Below are 16,904 nucleotides of genomic sequence, written 5' to 3' on the forward strand. Positions count from 1 at the left end.
CTTATCTTTATGTTAATTTTCATTCATCCACTTTATATAAACTGCATATCCAAGAGCAGGGTTGTTTTCAATAGCATGTGATACAGCTCCGATAATTTTATCACCTTGAACAATAGGAGCTCCACTCATACCTTGAACAATACCACCTGTAAGAGCTAATAAATCCTTATCTACTACTTTTATTTTAAAAGTTTTAGCTTTAGGAGAATGTTGAAGTTGTATATCAACTATTTGTATATCAAATGCATCTTTTGTATAAGAACCAGTTTGCAAAATTATTTGAGCTTTTCCTAGTTTAACCTCATCTAAAGATGCAACTTTATAAGGTTTTAATAAGGAATCTTTAAATGTAGCTATTTCACCTTTTATACCAAAATCTGAATTATGAGTAAACTCACCAATAACATCTTTTCTTACAGCATTAATGCAACCAACATGACCTCTAGATGACTTGTCGATAGTTAAATCTTTTGTAGTATATATATTACCATTTTTTATAGGAACTTTTCTCGCCAATCCAATGCTTATAGGATGACCGACAGCTCCAAATTTATTTGTCTTAGGATTAATATAAGTTAATGTAGCAAATCCACTTATATAATTATTACAATTTATCTTTTCTAATTCATCTTTAGTAGTTTTAAATGAAAAAGTATTTTCTCCTCTTTTTACAAGAACAACTACTTCATCTTTAATAGATAAATTAGACAATAAATCTGTAAAATCTTTGTAACTATTAATCTTAGTTCCATTAACTTTTAAAATTGAATCTCCAACACAAAATGAAGAACCTTCAATAAAATTTTTAACAACTAAATTTTCTAATTCAGCATCTATCTGGATTAAATTTCCCATAGGAATTAGATAATCTTCATCTTTTTGGATAGAATGTGAATAAATTAAATTAGTTGAGAGAAAATATAATAAAAATGATATAAATAAGATAAATTTTAACTTTGATAAACTTTTATTTTTTAAATATAAAAACTTATACATAAAACACCTTCTTTCTGTCTATACTTGATTGATTTTGGTGCCTTAATAATATATTGCACACTAATTTTCTTTTAATCCTTGTAAAATAGAAGCAATATAGTTTTAGATTACATAAATAAATAATTAATCAATAACATAGAAAAAAATACTTTTTTTAAATATAAATATATAAGCAAATATCAATATAAAAACAAAAAGTATTTATTTATAGTTCATAATGTAGGATATTATTAATAATAAAATATAAAATAATTACAGTTAAAATACTTACATAAAAAATATACACAAAAAAATAAAAACACTATACAAAAATTGTTAAGTGTTTTTTCTTTTTACTTTTTTATAAACTTTCCTTTTATAAGATTTATTTCTAATTTTTTTAGTAGATATATTAGTTATAGCAATATCTGGAATAGGAGATGGAACTGGTTCAGAGTCATCTTCTGAAAAGCATGCTTCAACTGAGGAAATTAAAGCAAGTTCATCAGATAATACTGCAAAAAAAGAAGCTAAGATACTTAAATCTTGAGTATCAAACTCTTCTGCAAGAGCAATGGATATAGTTGAAGCTAACACTATATAATCAACATAACCAAATTTACATAGTCTAGGCTTATTTTTATCATTACACTTATCATTCATTTTTATAACCACCTCCTATAAAAAGTCATATAAATATATATGAGTTTAATAAAAAAATAAAACCATAATATAAAAGGATAAAAAATTTAAAAAAGTAAAATATGTAATATTTAACTAAAAATGAATATAAGAGTGCATTTAATGTAAAAATATATAAAGATATTAGTTTTAATACAAATTGAAATTTAGGAAGGTGTATGTATTTGAAAAAATATAGAATATTAGTATTATCCATAATGACGATAGCAATTATGATAATATTTACTTCAAACCCAATAATTAATTTAAATAAAGGGACAGGTTTAATAGGTAACATTATAAAACAAAGTGAACAATCTAATAATGAAAAAAAATCAAAAGATAGTAAAGTTAATGACAATAGTACAAAAGAAAAGGAGAACGATAGTCAAAAAGAAATATTAATATGCATAGATCCAGGACATCAAGAAAAAGGAGATAGAAGACCAGAACAGGTAGCTCCTGGTTCAGGTCAAACAAAAGCAAGAGTATCATCTGGTGCGACGGGTGTTTCAACAAAAAAACCAGAATACATATTAAATTTAGAAGCATCCATGGTTTTAAAGCATATATTAGAGGGTAAAGGATACAATATAGTGATGACTAGAGAATCTCATAATGTTAATATAAGTAATGCAGAAAGAGCTCAGTTAGCAAATGATAAAAATGCCAAAATGGTGATTAGAATTCATGCTGATAGTATAAGTAATCCATCAAAAACAGGAGCATCGATTTTAATACCAGCTAAAGATGGTAAATATACAACTTCAATATATGAAGAAAGTAGTAAGTGTGCAAATTTAGTACAGGAAAAGATGAAAAATGATGGTATAAATATAAATGGTATATTTGAAAGAAATGATTTGACAGGATTTAATTGGTCTAAGGTACCAGTAATTTTAATAGAAATGGGATTCTTAAGTAACCATAGCGAAGATCAGATGATGTCAAATCCAGAATATCAAAGAAAACTTATGCAAAGTGTAGCTGACGGGGTGGAAGAGTATTTTTTGACTAATTAGATTAGGTGAGGACAATGAGAAAAAAAATAGAAGGTGTTTATGCTAAAGCATTAACGAATACTTTTAAGTTTGTAAATCCAATAAAAAAAAGTATAATAAAAACAACTTGTGAAGTACATTTATTTATAAATGAAAATTCACTGGAAATATTAAAAAAAGAAGGAAATTATGAAGTATATGACTTTTTTAAGGAACATGTAAATGACATAGAAAGAGGGCTTGTATGGGCAGATCAAGATTTTAAATCCTACCATCATTTTTATAATCCAAAGGATGGTAAAGGTAAGTATGGATATGAAGATAATGCTTTAACTGTAGCTATAGGATATTATGATAAAGCTAAGAAATATTTTAAAGCAGGCAACTATACGAGAAGTATGTTTTTCTTTGGGGCAGCATGCCATATAATACAAGATTTGACAATACCACAACATGCTAAGGGAAGACTTTTAGATAATCATAGGCAATTTGAAGTGTATGTTAAAAATAACTATAAGAAAATTAAGCGATTTAAAGCACATGAAGAACCTATTATATTAAATAGTATAAAAGAATATGCGGATTATAATTCAATGTATGCCTTAAATGTTGACTATATGTATAGAAATATTACTGACTTAAATACAAAATTTTATTTGATAGCAGTAAAAAGTATAAATATAGCTCAACGAACTACTGCAGGATGTATGGTAATGTTTTTTGAAGATGTAATGCATTTAAACTAATAAAGAAGAGAATGTTCTAGTATGAATTTTTCATAAAAGAGCATTCTTTTTTTATAGAAGCTAAAGGTTTGCTATTTACTTGATTTAACTTTAAAAAGAATATATTATATTATAGAATGTAAAGATAAAATAACAAAAGAGGTGTGAAAATGCTAGTAGTAGAAAATGTAAGTCATGGTTTCGGAGCAAGGACTATACTAGAGAATGTTTCATTTAGATTAAGAAAAGGTGAACATATAGCTTTAGTTGGAGCCAATGGAGAAGGAAAATCAACATTTTTAAATATAATAACTAAAAAACTTATGCCAGATGCAGGTAATATAAAGTGGTCATCTAGAGTAAGTGTAGGTTACTTAGACCAACATACAGTACTTGAAAAAGGTAAAACTATAAGAGATATATTAAGAGATGCCTTTAAGCCTATGTTTGACTTAGAGCAAGAAATGTTAGCTATGTACGATAAAATGGGAGAAGCTAACGACGATGAAATGGCAAAGCTTATGGAAGAAACAGCTGAGATTCAAACAATATTAGAAAATAGTGGATTCTATATGATAGATGCAAAAATTCAAGAGGTAGCTAATGGTTTAGGTCTTGGAGAAATAGGATTAGATAGAGATGTTACTGATTTAAGTGGTGGACAAAGAACAAAAGTACTTTTAACTAAATTATTACTTGAAAATCCAACTATATTAATACTAGACGAGCCTACAAACTATCTAGATGAAGAACATATAGTATGGTTAACAAGATATCTACAAGAATATGAAAATAGCTTTGTATTAGTTTCTCACGACATACCATTTATAAATAATACATGCAATGTTATATATCATATGGAAAATGGAGAATTAAATAGATACAAAGGTAACTATGATGAGTTTATGAGACTTCATGAAATTAAAAAGCGTCAAGAAGAACAAGCTTATGATAGACAAGTTGAAGAAAGAAAGAAATTAGAGGACTTTATAGCTAGAAACAAGGCAAGAGTTGCAACTCGTGGAATGGCTAACAGTAGACAAAAACAATTAGATAAAATGGAAATATTAGAAAGACCAAAGGAAAAGATAAAGCCTACATTTGGATTTAAAGAAGCAAGAACTCCAAGTAGATTTATATTTGAAACAAAGGATTTAGTATTAGGATACAATGAACCACTAACAAAGCCATTAAACTTTACTCTAGAGAGAAATCAAAAGATAGCTTTAAAGGGTATGAATGGTATAGGTAAGTCTACACTTCTTAAAACATTACTTGGAATAATAAAGCCATTTGATGGTGAAGTTAAATTAGGAGATTACTTAGAAGTTGGATACTTTGAACAAGAAAGCTCAAGAGAAAATACAGCTACTCCAATGGATGAAGTATGGGCGGAATTCCCAGGTCTTACAAACTTTGAAGTAAGACAAAATCTTGCTAAATGTGGTCTTACTAATGAACATATAACTAGTCAAATGAGAGTTTTAAGTGGAGGAGAAGCAGCTAAGGTTAGATTATGTAAAATAATGTTAAAAGATATAAACCTATTAGTTCTTGACGAACCTACAAATCACTTAGACGTAGAAGCTAAAGATGAATTAAAGAAAGCTATAAGAGAATTTAAAGGAACTGTATTATTAGTATGCCATGAGCCAGAGTTTTATATTGATATAGTTGATGATGTATGGAATATAGAGGACTTTACAACTAAAATAGTATAATTATATATTTAAGAGAATAGAGTGTTTTATAAAACTAAGGGGTATGATTAATGAAAAAGATTATAAATATAATATTTTCGTTGTGCTTTAGCATATTAATAATAACTTGGGTAATAAAATTTACAGTAAGCTTTAAGCCTTTATACTACTATGATGTAGATAAGCTTAATATAGTAGAATTAACTAATATATCTAAAGAAGATATAAAGTTAAATTATGATTATTTAATAGAGTATATTACAAGTAGAAAAGAAAATGATTTTGAAATGCCTACTTTAACTTCTTCAAAAGAAGGTAAAATACATTTTGAAGAAGTTAGAGAAATATATCAAAATGTTAACAAAATATTTAATGCATGTTTTATAATTTCCTTATTAGGAATTATTTATAACATAAAAAATAAAAATATAAGATTTTTAAATTTCACATCAATATTATTAATAATTATACCGGTAGTGTTGTCCATACCTATAATTATAGATTTTGATAGTAGCTTTGTTGTATTTCATGAGCTATTATTTGACAATGACTATTGGATATTTGACCCAATATTAGATCCTGTCATAAAAATTTTGCCAGCAGAATTTTTTATGAATTCAGGCTTGATGATACTAGGTTTAATATTAGCATTTAGTATAATTATTCAGAGCATATATAGATTTTTAAAAAGAAAGAGAGAGCAATAATATTATGCTCTCTCTTTAGTATATTACTCTTGTTCACTAGCTACTTTAATAATATCTTGAAATTTACTCATAATATAGTCATAGTTATTTTTATTATGAGGAAGTAGACACTGAGAACAATCTTTTATACCTTTATCTGTATATCTAAAATTTCCACCACAGTTTTTTCCTAGAGCGTATAAAGGGCAGTAGCAAAATAAACAATTAAATTCCTCGGGTTTATTAGTTTTATGACAAGGGAAATACTCGCAGTTTTTATGGTTAAAAAACTTATAATTTTCACTCATGATACTAACCTCCTAATTAGTTAAACTAAGATAATTATACTAAATATTTCTATTAGTGGTATAATAAAAACATTAAAATCTTTGAAAAATCAGTAAGAAAATGAGGTGTTATAATGGAACATATAGAAGAAAAAAAACAAGAAAGAGCCTTGCTTGTAGGACTTAATATAACTTCTACAGCAAAAAGAACAGATGATATAGATATAAATGAATCAATGGAGGAATTAAAAGAACTTGCAAAAGCTGCAGGAGCTGAAGTTGTAGGAAGTTTAATTCAAAATAGACAATCAAGAGATTCTGCATTTTATGTAGGTAAAGGTAAAGTAGAAGAAATAAAGGCATACTGTGAATCTTTAGATGCTACAATGGTAATATTTAATGATGAATTATCAGGTGCTCATATAAGAAATATAGAAGAAATAGTAGGTATAAAAATAATAGATAGAACTACTTTAATACTTGATATATTTGCACAAAGGGCATTAAGCAAAGAAGGTAAACTTCAAGTTGAACTAGCTCAGTTAAACTACAGACTTCCAAGATTATATGGAATGGGTGGGCAAATGAGTAGAACTGGTGCAGGTATAGGTACTAGAGGACCAGGTGAACAAAAGTTAGAAATAGATAAAAGAAATATACTTAACAAAGCGGCTGACATAAGACGTGAACTTAGAGAAGTTAAAAAAATAAGAGAAACTCAAAGAGTACAACGTATAAAATCAAATATACCGATAGTTGCACTTGTTGGTTATACTAATGCAGGAAAATCAACATTATTAAATGAATTAATAAAAACACATAAAGATTATGAAGCTGAAAAAGAAGTATTTGCAAAAGATATGCTATTTGCTACTTTAGATGTAACTTTAAGAAAAGCAGTACTTCCAAGTAAAAAAGAATTTTTAGCCGTAGATACAGTTGGATTTGTAAGTAAACTTCCACATGATTTAGTTGAAGCGTTTAAAGCAACTCTAGAAGAAGTTCAGTATGCTGATTTAATACTTCATGTAGTAGACGCTACAAACTCCAATTATGAAATACAAATGAAAACAACTGAAAAAGTTCTTAAGGAATTAGGAGCAGATAATAAAAATACAATACTTGTATATAACAAAATAGACAGATTAGACCTAGATATATATCCTAAAAATAGAGATGATGTAGTATATATATCTGCTAAAAAAGGTGTAAACATGGATAAGTTATTAGAACTTATAGAAAATGCCTTAAGTGAAGCTACATATCAAGTTAAGCTTTTATTACCTTATGAAAGAGGAGATATATTTAGCAAACTTAAAAATAAATACAATGTAGAAAACTTTGAATATGTAGAAAATGGAATAACAGTTGATGTTAATTTGTTAGAAGAGGATTATAATATATATAAGGAGTATATATTAGAAAAGTAGGTAATAATATGAATATAAGTTGGGACAATATAGGCAACTTAGAGGACCATTATATAACTTATCTTCTATACAAAGAATCTAAAACAGTTTCTCAAATCAGCAAAATAAGAAATATATCAGTCACAGAGGTAAATGACCAATTAATAAAGGCAAAGCTAGAAATAAAATCAATGTTGAAAGAAAAAATTGAGTTATCAAAAGACACAATAGACAAATTTTTGGGACAAAACAAAAACGACAGATTAGATTTTATAAGTAGTCTAAGTGAAGAAAATTTAATAGACTTCAAAAGAAAGTTATACAAAAGAATACTGACAGAAAAGAATGCAGAAGACTTAATGATATTGATTTGGACAACAGGAGAGTTAAAGGATGATAGGTTCCTAAAATTACTACATCCTCTTACAAGTCATAGACATTCAGACGTAAGAAGGATAACATATTCAGCCCTTAGGAAAATAGAATCACCTAAAAGTAGAGAGTATTTACAAAGGGGTCTATATGATACCAATCCTCAAACTAGACAATACTGTGCAAAGGCACTTGCTAAAATTGGAAATGAAAATAGTTTAAAGATGTTAAAACAACTAAAAAGCAAGAAACAATTTGAGAAAGACTACGTGTTAAGAGCATATGAAGACGCTATTTATAATTTAGAAAATATAGATAAATAACTTAACATAAAGGAAAATTATTTTACATATAATTAACAAATTAGTTATTTATCTATAAGACATTAAAAACCTAACATTAGAAAATCTAATAAAAACTTTGAAACATTACTTTTTAAGCAAAATATCTAAAAAATTATTACATGCTATAGAAAGTTAAATAGGAGGGGTTTTAAATGATAGTAAGACATTGTGCTGGTGGAGTAGTATTTTATGCAAATAAGGTTCTTTTGATAAAAAACGATAGAGGAGAATGGACACTTCCAAAAGGTAAAATATTTAATGGTGAACTAAAAACGGAAAGTGCAATATTAAGTGTTAAGCAGGAAACAGGTGTAGAAGGAACAGTTTTAGGGGTAGCTGGAGATAGTATGTATGAGTTTTTCTCTAGAAGCAGACAACAACAAGTATGCAATTCAGTTACTTGGTATATAATGGAAACATCAGATACTAGTTGTGTATTAAATAAAGAATTATTGGATGGTGGATTCTTTAAGATAAAGGATGCTTTAGAACAATTAACACATAAAAAGGAAAAATCATTAGTAGAAATATCTTATAAAAAGTATAAAGAATTAAAAAAAGAAGTAGTTGAAACTAGTGCAAGTATATAATATATATTAAATAGAAATAAGAGAAAGGGCTTAGCCCTTTCTTTTTTGATTTATAATAGCTTATTCGATATAATATATTATAAAAAGTATAAAATAAAGTTAGTAAATTAAGAACTAATATTTAGATAGACGGAGGCTTTTATGAGTACATACAAAACATTGCATGAATTTGGAATGGATGAAGTTATAATAGAAAAATCAACTTTTATAGGGTATGCAAAGCCTATAAAAACAGAAGAAGAAGCAGTAGAATTTATAAACGAAATAAAGAAAAAGCATAAAGATGCAACTCACAATGTGTGGGCATATACGGTTGGAAAAAGTATGAACATACAAAGATATAGTGATGATGGAGAGCCGCAAGGAACAGCAGGAATACCAAGCTTAGAAGTTATAAAAAAAGAAGATTTAAGGGATGTGGTAGTTGTTGTTACTAGATACTTTGGAGGAGTTAAGCTAGGTGCAGGAGGACTTGTTAGAGCATATACTAAAGGTGCTAAGATAGGCCTTGAAGCTGGTAAAATTATAGATAAGGTTATGTATAAAGAGGTTAGAATAAAGATAGATTACAATCAACTTGGAAAAATACAAAATGAGATAATGAACATGGGGTATTTTGTAAAAGATACTATTTATGAAGAGAGCGTTGAGATGATAGTTTATTCAAGACTTAATGAGGTTGATGCACTTACATCAAGAATGACAGATATAACTAGTGCTACGGCAGATATAACATTAGGTGAGGAATTTTATTTATCAGAAAAAGATGGTCAAATAATAATTTAGTGTATAATGGCATTTATAGACGAACTGGTAGATGATTGGGGGAAGCTAAATTTAGCAGTTAAATCTTTAGTTATTATAGGTATTATATTATATATATATTATGATAATTGCTTTATACGGTGATGCAAATTAAGGAGTAGCTTAAGAGAATTAAATTTTTTATTCACTAAGTGATATTTAAATGCATATTATACATAAAAATGATTTTTAGGAGGGTATATGATAAACGATCAAAAGTATGCTATTTTATCTCTTGAATTACATCTATTTTTTGCACGAATAATGAAGGAGCACTCTATTTTTTTAGCGGCCGGATTTACACCTAAAAATTCAGACCTTGCTAATGAGGCAGAACACTACAAAAGGGAATTTGAAAAATTACTATCGCTTGCAGTAAGTGTTAGTGATGGAAGAATTAGACCTAATGTTTTACAATCTGGGGAAATTATTACTAACTATACATTAGGCACAGAAGAAAAGACACAAAACTTAACAGGAATAGAAATAGACCAAAATATAACTAAGTCAGAAGCAAAACTACGTAGTGGAAATAATCCTAATGTTAGCGCTAATTTAGTAAACTATGTAGGTCAACTTAATGAAAATGCAAAGAGACTACTTAAGGGGCTTATTGGTTTTAAGGAAAGATTATTAGATGGAGTATTATCTTGTAATTTGTTTACAGTTAATTATCCATTACTTATTGAACATATACTTCGTGAGGCAAAATTATATCTTACATTAGTGGAAGATCTTGATAACAGGGTTGATATTGATTCTAAAGATACTAGAGAAACAGAGTTATTCTGGGATCAAATAATGATGGAACATGCACTATTTATAAGAGGATTGCTTGACCCTTCTGAAAATAAATTAATTGAAGCTGCAGATGAATTTGCAGATGATTTTGAGGATTTAATAGAGGATGCAAAAAATATGATGAATGCAACGATAAACAGCATTACAAATAAAACTTTAAATCAAACTATTGAGCTTAGAAACTTCAAACAAGCAGGAACAGATGGGATAGCAAGTTGTAAAATAAGGTCTATAATACTTCCGCTTCTTGGAGATCATGTATTAAGAGAAGCTAATCATTATATAAGATTATTACAAACATATCAAAATATATAAGTAAAAAAATGAGTTCTATTTATTAGAACTCATTTTTTTATGAAGTTATTTTTTTAAGTTTTTAAAACTACATTTACAAGATTTAGGAGGGCACTTTATACCCTTGTAAATTTCTAAACATCCGATGGATAAAAGAAAAAATCCAAATATTTTTCTAAGTAGTTCTGATGAAAGATGATTAGCTACTAGAGAACCAAAAACGGCACCAATAACACCGAAGGTTGCAATTGGAACTATAAGTTTTAAAACAGTGTTTTTATTTTTTATATGAACCATTAACGCAAATATGGTCATTGGAATTGAAGAAAGTAAGTTTATACTTTGAGCTATCTTTGGATCAATATTTAGGAATAAGATTAGGGCTGGTATTAAAATAGTTCCACCACCCATACCCATTCCACCTATTATTCCACCTAAAAAACCTATCAAATACAGCAATCTAAAACACCATCCTTAAAGATGCAATAATCATAATAAGCCCAAATGAAATTCGTAAAAAACGCCCAGTTACTTTACACAAAAGCTTAGCGCCTAGTATTCCACCGATGACACTTCCTATAGCTACTTTAAATGTAAGCTCAAGATCATAGGTACCATTAGAAATATATACAACAGAACTTGCACTTGTAAGAAAAACTATTATCGCTAATGCAGTAGCATGGGATTTATGCTCTTCAACCTTTAGTATGTTGTTTAATATAGGAACTAATAAAGTACCTCCTCCAGATCCAAAGACTCCATTTATAAATCCAGTTATAAGACCTATTAATGTATTTTTAATATTAAAATCAAAATGTTTATTTTTCATTATAATCACCTTTTAAAGATAGCTTTTACAGAAATGCTAAATTATATTTATGTAATATATAATAATTAGGGTAAAATAATTTTGAATTTTAATTTATATATATGGTTATACTATGATTAAACGAGTTTAAATGCCTTCAAATAGAAGGAGAAATTCAGAAAATTATCTGAAAATATATTTACGTAGGAGAGTTTAATTATGAAAGCAGTAGTAGATAAAGATACATGTATATCATGTGGCCTATGTCCAAGTATATGTCCAGAAGTATTTTCAATGGACGATGATGGAAAAGCAGTAGCAATAAGTGGCGAAGTTCCAGAAGGTGAACAAGATGCATCTAAGGAAGCTGAAGAAAGCTGTCCAGTTGATGCAATAAGTGTAGATTAATTTAAAATAAAAAATCCATCTATTTTTAGGCAACTATTTAAGTAATTAAATAGTTCTAAATAGATGGATTTTTTTTATTTATAAACATATGATATAATGAAAATATACAAAATATGTAAAGTGTGGATAGGAGATAAATATGAAAGATATAAAGTTAAAGATAGACAAAACTGTAGAGTGGTTAAGGGAAAAAGTAAAAGAAGCTAATAGTAAGGGATTAATTGTTGGAGTATCTGGTGGGATAGATTCAGCTGTAGTAGCTTACCTTATAAAAAAAGCATTTCCTAAAAATTCTATGGGTGTAATAATGAGCATAAAAAGCAATCCAAATGATAGAGAAGATGCCCTTAAAGTTATAAATGGATGTGGTATAGAATTTCTTGACTTAGACTTAAGTAAGCCACAAGATTTAATATTAAGTACAGTAATAGATTCTCTTAAAGAAAAGAATTTATACAAAGAAGATTATTTAAAAATGACAGATGCAAATCTAAGAGCGAGAGTTAGAATGAGTACTATATATACAGTAGCAAATAATTTAGGATACTTAGTAGTAGGAACAGATAATGCAGCAGAAATACATACAGGTTACTTCACAAAATATGGAGATGGAGGAGTAGATTTAGTGCCGTTATCAAACCTTACTAAAAAAGAAGTATACGAGTGGGCAAAAGTATTAGGCGTACATAAAGATGTAATAAATAAGGCACCATCAGCAGGTCTTTGGGAAGGACAAACTGATGAAAATGAAATGGGTACAACTTATGATATGATAGATGCAGTAGTGGAAGGAAGGTTAGATGAAGTTCCACAAAAAGATAAGGAAATAATCGACAGACTTCACAGAGTGAGTGAGCATAAAAGACACACACCAGCAGGTCCTCCTAAGTTCTAATTTACTAAATTGAATATATATGCTAAAATTTACGAGTAATAATAAATTTATGAGAATTTATTAAAATATTAGGAATAGATAAATATTTCTAAATAATATAAAATTAATCATACGTAGTAAGGAGTGAAAGTATGGGACGTATAGGAAACATAATAAATAGAAAAGGTAAGCAAGATGCCAAAAGAGCAAAGATATTCACTAAGCATGCTAGAGCAATAGCTGTTGCAGCTAAAGAAGGTGGAGGAGATCCAGAATACAATGCTACTTTAAAAACTGCTATAGAAAAAGCTAAAGCTGATAATATGCCAAACGACAATATAGATAGAGCTATAGCTAAAGGAGCAGGCGGTGGAGCTAACGAGAACTATGAGACTATAGTTTATGAAGGATACGGACCAGGTGGAGTTGCTGTTATAGTTGAAGCTTTAACAGACAACAAAAACAGAACTGCTGGTAACGTAAGATATTATTTTGATAAAAACGGTGGAAACTTAGGAACTAGCGGATGCGTATCATTCATGTTCGATAAAAAAGGACAAATGTTAATAGAAGCTACTGATGAAGTTTCAGAAGAAGAATTAATGGATGCTGCTCTAGAAGCTGGTGCAGAAGACTTCATAACAGAAGAAGATGGATTTGAAGTAATAACAGCTCCAGAAGACTTTACAGCTGTAAGAGATGAATTACAAGCTAAAGGATATGAATTTATATCTGCTGAGGTAAAATTAATACCTCAAACTACAACAGTATTAACTGATGAAGAACAATTAAAGTTTATGGAAAAATTAGTTGATATGTTAGAAGAAGATGATGATGTTCAATCTATAGCTCATAACTGGGAAATAGAAGAATAATAGCTAGATTGAAGTAATATCAACGGTTGTTGGATTTTAAGTAATTAAAAAATCTTAAAATATTACAATTGTTACGGTAAACATCTTATATACTATATAAAAATGTAATGAAATATGTATAGAGTGTTACGGTAAACGAAAACACCTCTATGTTACGATGTATAGATTAATCTATGAAGTAATATGGAGGTGTTTTTGTATGCTCATAAATGATGTATATAGAGAGTATATGTATGAAATTAAAACTAAAAATTATTCTGAAAGGACTATAAAGGGTTATAAGAATAACCTTAATAAGTTTTTCAATTATTGTAAGTCAGGGTTTGAAGTACTGGAGCTAGAAGAGATAACTCACTTGCACATAAGGCAATATCTTAACTTTCTAAAAAATAAAAACTTAAGTGAAACTTATATAAACACAATATTGAAGAATATAAGGAGCTTCTATGCGTATTGCTATAAAGAAGAATATTGCTTAAATATTGCTAAAAAGGTTAGCTTATTGAAAGAGAAAAAGGTAGTTATTGAGTCATTCACTGATGCAGAGGTGAGGAAGATGTTAGATGCATATAAGATGGATACTTATATAAATGCACGCAACAAGTGTATTGTGGCTATGCTTATAGACACAGGAGTTAGAAACTCAGAGCTATGTGATATAACCAAGATTGATGTTAAGGAAACGTTAATACATATATTTGGAAAAGGGAGAAAGGAGCGTATTGTGCCTATAAGCCCGATGTTGAAAAAATAATGATAAAATATGAGCGAATTAGAGAGATGTACTTAAAGGATAGTATAGTGAGTTATGATAATTATTTCCTTAGCTATAGAGGAAAACCTCTTACTGTAGAAGCTGTAGAAAGAGTACTAAGGATAGCAGGACAAAGAGCTAGAGTTAGAGACTCTATTAGATGCTCACCACATACTTGTAGACATTATTTTGCACAAACTCAATTAAGAAATGGTTTGGATATATATAGCTTGTCTAGGTTACTTGGGCATGAGACTGTGGATATAACTAAAAGATATCTACAAAGTATTAAAGATGAAAAGATAATAGAAATGAGTATATCCACAAGTACTTTAATGAACTTAATATAATATAGTACCCTTATTATATAGATTAAAAGCAATTTTGATGAATTTGTATAAATTAAAATAGTATAAATTGTTAGTTGTCATTACAAAATTTTACAAATTATATCATTTTAAATATGTATAATATTAAATGATTATACATGTAGGAGGAAGAATATATGCAATTTATAATGGGTTGCCTTGGTTTTTTGCTGATTTTAGGGCTAATAGCAGTAGTGCTTAAATTACTTGGGGGAATACTTATTTTTATGGGTGGTTTAATACCTATTGTAGGAGTAATTTTGCTATTAACAGGTAGATTAGATAGAGCTTTACAGAAGCTAGGAGGAACTAGATTCAAGCTAAATAGAATCCATGGGTTTGTAGGAATTATAATTATTTCAATGCTATCTGTACAAATAGGAACGAGCCTAGAAGGACTATTTGATACTGATAATACAGAAGATTTAGTATCAAAAGTTGATTCAGTTCAAGAAAATAATGAGACAAAAGTAGAAGATGAATCTGAAAAGGAGCTAGATAAACCTAAGAAGGAAGAGAACTATGATATAGCAGAAGAGGTTAATACTGATGAGAATAAGGAAGAATATCCTTCTGATATAGCAACAGATATCGAAGATGAGATTGATATAAATCAATATACTGAGTATAATAATGATGAAGATGAATCATATACTGAGTCTAAAATGAATGAAGGAGGAACAGTTTATTGGACTCCAAATGGGAAGTCATACCATACAACTAGTTCATGTTCAACACTATCTAGAAGTAAGACAATACTGTCAGGAACTCAATCAGAGTCAGGTAAGTATGACCCTTGTGATAGGTGTCACTAAAAGGATAGAAACTCTACAAATAGTGAGCCAAATATTAAAAGAACTAGTGACAAAGTATAAGTTAATATTGAGGATTTACGTGACTTTATAGTTGAATTAAGGATAATGTTTTATTATCTTTAATTCAATCTAATATAATATAAATATAATTAGTCATATTTATATTTATTAATGCAACATTAATTGCAACTAAAGTTAATACAAAAATTAAAACAGTATTTAACTTAAGCATATATGGAAATGCTCCTTTCTTAACACTAAGAGCTTTTAAAATTAAAGTAAATGTATTTGATTTTATAGCTATTAGTGTAAAATAAATTCTAATAGATTTCAATAAGTATTCAACTAAAAAACTTGGAAATAACAAATTGATTAATAGAATTAAAGATAATGTTTTATTATCTTTAATTCTATTATATTGAATATAATTATATATCTTATTATCTCATTAAATGTAAATATAAGGCATATGTTTTTTGAGGATTTAAATAGTATGAGCGAAAATAACCAAGGAGGTGTTATATATAGGAAAAGTAGAATGGCAATAACTTCAAATGGACATCATATAAAACTTGGTGAAAAAGAAGCGTTTTAAATTAATGAGATTGAGAAGAAAATATGCAAACAATTTAAAGTTTCATCTAGAATGGAACTTAATTATAAGTCTGGGAAAGAACAAAGAGAATTTAATAAAAATTTTAATAAAGAGATAAATGATAAATACGGATATAAACAATCTTATATAACATATGAAATTACAGTAAAAGAAGAAGACTTAAATAAGAATATAGAAAAAGCAAATATAAAATACGGAACAGATAATATTCAAGATCTTATTGCAATTTGCAAAACTAAAATATATGAATATAGATTAAAAAGGGCTAATGAGAGATATGCTAAAAAAATAGATGAAAAAGAATAAGGAAAAGTAATTAATGAAATATTTAAAGAAAAGGAGCTTGAATCAATAAAAAGATTAGACGAATATATAAAAATGTGGGATAGTCACTATAAAGAATATATGTGGTAAGTATTAAATAATAAATGTTGCAGAAGTATAATAATATACATAATGATTATAAAATATGATATTATAGTATTGAATATAGTTAATTAATAAAAAATAATACTTTTAGAGATTGAGATATACATCTTAATTTTAGTACTATTTATATAGTAAATTTATATCTGCTGAGGTAAAATTAATACCTCAAACTACAACAGTATTAACTGATGAAGAACAATTAAAGTTTATGGAAAAATTAGTTGATATGTTAGAAGAAGATGATGATGTTCAATCTATAGCTCATAACTGGGAAATAGAAGAATAATC

General features: G+C 28.0%; 22 protein-coding genes. 17 read left to right on the forward strand and 5 right to left on the reverse strand.

The annotated features are described in order from the left end of the window. Positions 1-12: 12 nt before the first annotated feature. A complete protein-coding gene (locus I4U89_RS11990) occupies positions 13-996 on the reverse strand; it encodes a SpoIVB peptidase S55 domain-containing protein (protein ID WP_195940594.1) in 984 nt (327 codons plus the stop codon). A 315-nt stretch (positions 997-1,311) separates the two neighbouring features. Beyond that, the gene (locus tag I4U89_RS11995; RefSeq protein WP_195940595.1) at positions 1,312-1,638 is read right to left on the reverse strand and encodes a hypothetical protein; all 327 of its coding nucleotides are present in this window, start codon (positions 1,636-1,638) and stop codon (positions 1,312-1,314) included. Between the two features lie 197 nt (positions 1,639-1,835). Between I4U89_RS11995 and I4U89_RS12000 the strand changes: the two genes are divergently transcribed. The 4 genes from I4U89_RS12000 to I4U89_RS12015 all read left to right on the forward strand — a co-directional run bounded on the left by I4U89_RS12000 (position 1,836) and on the right by I4U89_RS12015 (position 5,789). Beyond that, positions 1,836-2,678 (forward strand): N-acetylmuramoyl-L-alanine amidase family protein, encoded by an 843-nt coding sequence (locus I4U89_RS12000; RefSeq protein ID WP_243279207.1) that lies wholly within the window; start codon positions 1,836-1,838, stop codon positions 2,676-2,678. 14 nt (positions 2,679-2,692) lie between these two features. After that, positions 2,693-3,403 (forward strand): zinc dependent phospholipase C family protein, encoded by a 711-nt coding sequence (locus I4U89_RS12005; protein ID WP_195940597.1) that lies wholly within the window; start codon positions 2,693-2,695, stop codon positions 3,401-3,403. A gap of 149 nt (positions 3,404-3,552) precedes the next feature. Beyond that, the gene (locus I4U89_RS12010; protein WP_195940598.1) at positions 3,553-5,103 is read left to right on the forward strand and encodes an ABC-F family ATP-binding cassette domain-containing protein; all 1,551 of its coding nucleotides are present in this window, start codon (positions 3,553-3,555) and stop codon (positions 5,101-5,103) included. A gap of 50 nt (positions 5,104-5,153) precedes the next feature. Next, positions 5,154-5,789 (forward strand): TIGR01906 family membrane protein, encoded by a 636-nt coding sequence (locus I4U89_RS12015; protein ID WP_195940599.1) that lies wholly within the window; start codon positions 5,154-5,156, stop codon positions 5,787-5,789. A 23-nt stretch (positions 5,790-5,812) separates the two neighbouring features. Here the strand turns inward: I4U89_RS12015 and I4U89_RS12020 are convergent, their stop codons facing one another. After that, a complete protein-coding gene (locus tag I4U89_RS12020; protein ID WP_195940600.1) occupies positions 5,813-6,076 on the reverse strand; it encodes a cysteine-rich small domain-containing protein in 264 nt (87 codons plus the stop codon). Between the two features lie 113 nt (positions 6,077-6,189). On the opposite strand from I4U89_RS12020, the gene hflX reads away from it, so the two are divergent. The 5 genes from hflX (at position 6,190) to I4U89_RS12045 (ending at position 10,690) form a co-directional block, all read left to right on the forward strand. After that, a complete protein-coding gene (gene hflX, locus I4U89_RS12025) occupies positions 6,190-7,485 on the forward strand; it encodes a GTPase HflX (RefSeq protein ID WP_092923704.1) in 1,296 nt (431 codons plus the stop codon). 8 nt (positions 7,486-7,493) lie between these two features. Continuing rightward, entirely contained in the window at positions 7,494-8,159 is a 666-nt protein-coding gene (locus I4U89_RS12030) for a HEAT repeat domain-containing protein (protein WP_195940601.1), read from the forward strand. Positions 8,160-8,332: 173 nt separating this feature from the next. Further along, positions 8,333-8,770, forward strand: a complete 438-nt coding sequence (locus tag I4U89_RS12035) for an NUDIX domain-containing protein (protein WP_195940602.1) — start codon at positions 8,333-8,335, stop codon at positions 8,768-8,770. 141 nt (positions 8,771-8,911) lie between these two features. Next, a complete protein-coding gene (locus I4U89_RS12040; RefSeq protein ID WP_195940603.1) occupies positions 8,912-9,556 on the forward strand; it encodes a YigZ family protein in 645 nt (214 codons plus the stop codon). A gap of 219 nt (positions 9,557-9,775) precedes the next feature. Further along, positions 9,776-10,690: a DUF2935 domain-containing protein gene (locus tag I4U89_RS12045; protein WP_195940604.1), complete on the forward strand. Its 915-nt coding sequence runs from the start codon at positions 9,776-9,778 to the stop codon at positions 10,688-10,690. A gap of 45 nt (positions 10,691-10,735) precedes the next feature. Here the strand turns inward: I4U89_RS12045 and I4U89_RS12050 are convergent, their stop codons facing one another. Further along, positions 10,736-11,128, reverse strand: coding sequence for a sulfite exporter TauE/SafE family protein (locus I4U89_RS12050; RefSeq protein ID WP_195940605.1), 393 nt, complete (start codon positions 11,126-11,128; stop codon positions 10,736-10,738). Position 11,129: 1 nt separating this feature from the next. Continuing rightward, on the reverse strand, positions 11,130-11,498 hold the full coding sequence (locus I4U89_RS12055; protein WP_195940606.1) for a sulfite exporter TauE/SafE family protein: 369 nt from the start codon (positions 11,496-11,498) through the stop codon (positions 11,130-11,132). A 198-nt stretch (positions 11,499-11,696) separates the two neighbouring features. Between I4U89_RS12055 and I4U89_RS12060 the strand changes: the two genes are divergently transcribed. The 8 genes from I4U89_RS12060 (at position 11,697) to I4U89_RS16000 (ending at position 16,902) form a co-directional block, all read left to right on the forward strand. Further along, a complete protein-coding gene (locus I4U89_RS12060) occupies positions 11,697-11,885 on the forward strand; it encodes a ferredoxin (protein WP_166505990.1) in 189 nt (62 codons plus the stop codon). A 139-nt stretch (positions 11,886-12,024) separates the two neighbouring features. Next, on the forward strand, positions 12,025-12,780 hold the full coding sequence (gene nadE, locus I4U89_RS12065; RefSeq protein WP_195940607.1) for an NAD(+) synthase: 756 nt from the start codon (positions 12,025-12,027) through the stop codon (positions 12,778-12,780). A 131-nt stretch (positions 12,781-12,911) separates the two neighbouring features. Next, a complete protein-coding gene (locus tag I4U89_RS12070; RefSeq protein WP_092923731.1) occupies positions 12,912-13,634 on the forward strand; it encodes a YebC/PmpR family DNA-binding transcriptional regulator in 723 nt (240 codons plus the stop codon). Between the two features lie 199 nt (positions 13,635-13,833). Continuing rightward, entirely contained in the window at positions 13,834-14,388 is a 555-nt protein-coding gene (locus tag I4U89_RS15860; RefSeq protein ID WP_279311326.1) for a tyrosine-type recombinase/integrase, read from the forward strand. Between the two features lie 47 nt (positions 14,389-14,435). Continuing rightward, entirely contained in the window at positions 14,436-14,738 is a 303-nt protein-coding gene (locus tag I4U89_RS15865) for a site-specific integrase (RefSeq protein WP_330615564.1), read from the forward strand. A gap of 155 nt (positions 14,739-14,893) precedes the next feature. Further along, a complete protein-coding gene (locus I4U89_RS16040) occupies positions 14,894-15,571 on the forward strand; it encodes a hypothetical protein (protein WP_279311327.1) in 678 nt (225 codons plus the stop codon). Between the two features lie 646 nt (positions 15,572-16,217). Continuing rightward, positions 16,218-16,493: a hypothetical protein gene (locus tag I4U89_RS12085; protein ID WP_195940608.1), complete on the forward strand. Its 276-nt coding sequence runs from the start codon at positions 16,218-16,220 to the stop codon at positions 16,491-16,493. A 262-nt stretch (positions 16,494-16,755) separates the two neighbouring features. Next, complete coding sequence (locus tag I4U89_RS16000; RefSeq protein ID WP_195940634.1) at positions 16,756-16,902, forward strand: YebC/PmpR family DNA-binding transcriptional regulator; 147 nt, start codon at positions 16,756-16,758, stop codon at positions 16,900-16,902. The last annotated feature ends 2 nt before the right edge of the window (positions 16,903-16,904 follow it).

The organism is Romboutsia sp. 1001713B170131_170501_G6 (assembly GCF_015668195.1).
GTDB lineage: Bacteria > Bacillota > Clostridia > Peptostreptococcales > Peptostreptococcaceae > Romboutsia_C.

Bases quoted from the DNA above. Each gene is read 5' to 3' on its own strand.
- I4U89_RS11990 (WP_195940594.1), bottom strand. From the start codon at position 996: ATGTATAAGTTTTTATATTTAAAAAATAAAAGTTTATCAAAGTTAAAA.
- I4U89_RS11995 (WP_195940595.1), bottom strand. From the start codon at position 1,638: ATGAATGATAAGTGTAATGATAAAAATAAGCCTAGACTATGTAAATTT.
- I4U89_RS12000 (WP_243279207.1), top strand. From the start codon at position 1,836: ATGTATTTGAAAAAATATAGAATATTAGTATTATCCATAATGACGATA.
- I4U89_RS12005 (WP_195940597.1), top strand. From the start codon at position 2,693: ATGAGAAAAAAAATAGAAGGTGTTTATGCTAAAGCATTAACGAATACT.
- I4U89_RS12010 (WP_195940598.1), top strand. From the start codon at position 3,553: ATGCTAGTAGTAGAAAATGTAAGTCATGGTTTCGGAGCAAGGACTATA.
- I4U89_RS12015 (WP_195940599.1), top strand. From the start codon at position 5,154: ATGAAAAAGATTATAAATATAATATTTTCGTTGTGCTTTAGCATATTA.
- I4U89_RS12020 (WP_195940600.1), bottom strand. From the start codon at position 6,076: ATGAGTGAAAATTATAAGTTTTTTAACCATAAAAACTGCGAGTATTTC.
- hflX (WP_092923704.1), top strand. From the start codon at position 6,190: ATGGAACATATAGAAGAAAAAAAACAAGAAAGAGCCTTGCTTGTAGGA.
- I4U89_RS12030 (WP_195940601.1), top strand. From the start codon at position 7,494: ATGAATATAAGTTGGGACAATATAGGCAACTTAGAGGACCATTATATA.
- I4U89_RS12035 (WP_195940602.1), top strand. From the start codon at position 8,333: ATGATAGTAAGACATTGTGCTGGTGGAGTAGTATTTTATGCAAATAAG.
- I4U89_RS12040 (WP_195940603.1), top strand. From the start codon at position 8,912: ATGAGTACATACAAAACATTGCATGAATTTGGAATGGATGAAGTTATA.
- I4U89_RS12045 (WP_195940604.1), top strand. From the start codon at position 9,776: ATGATAAACGATCAAAAGTATGCTATTTTATCTCTTGAATTACATCTA.
- I4U89_RS12055 (WP_195940606.1), bottom strand. From the start codon at position 11,498: ATGAAAAATAAACATTTTGATTTTAATATTAAAAATACATTAATAGGT.
- I4U89_RS12060 (WP_166505990.1), top strand. From the start codon at position 11,697: ATGAAAGCAGTAGTAGATAAAGATACATGTATATCATGTGGCCTATGT.
- nadE (WP_195940607.1), top strand. From the start codon at position 12,025: ATGAAAGATATAAAGTTAAAGATAGACAAAACTGTAGAGTGGTTAAGG.
- I4U89_RS12070 (WP_092923731.1), top strand. From the start codon at position 12,912: ATGGGACGTATAGGAAACATAATAAATAGAAAAGGTAAGCAAGATGCC.
- I4U89_RS15860 (WP_279311326.1), top strand. From the start codon at position 13,834: ATGCTCATAAATGATGTATATAGAGAGTATATGTATGAAATTAAAACT.
- I4U89_RS16040 (WP_279311327.1), top strand. From the start codon at position 14,894: ATGCAATTTATAATGGGTTGCCTTGGTTTTTTGCTGATTTTAGGGCTA.
- I4U89_RS12085 (WP_195940608.1), top strand. From the start codon at position 16,218: ATGGAACTTAATTATAAGTCTGGGAAAGAACAAAGAGAATTTAATAAA.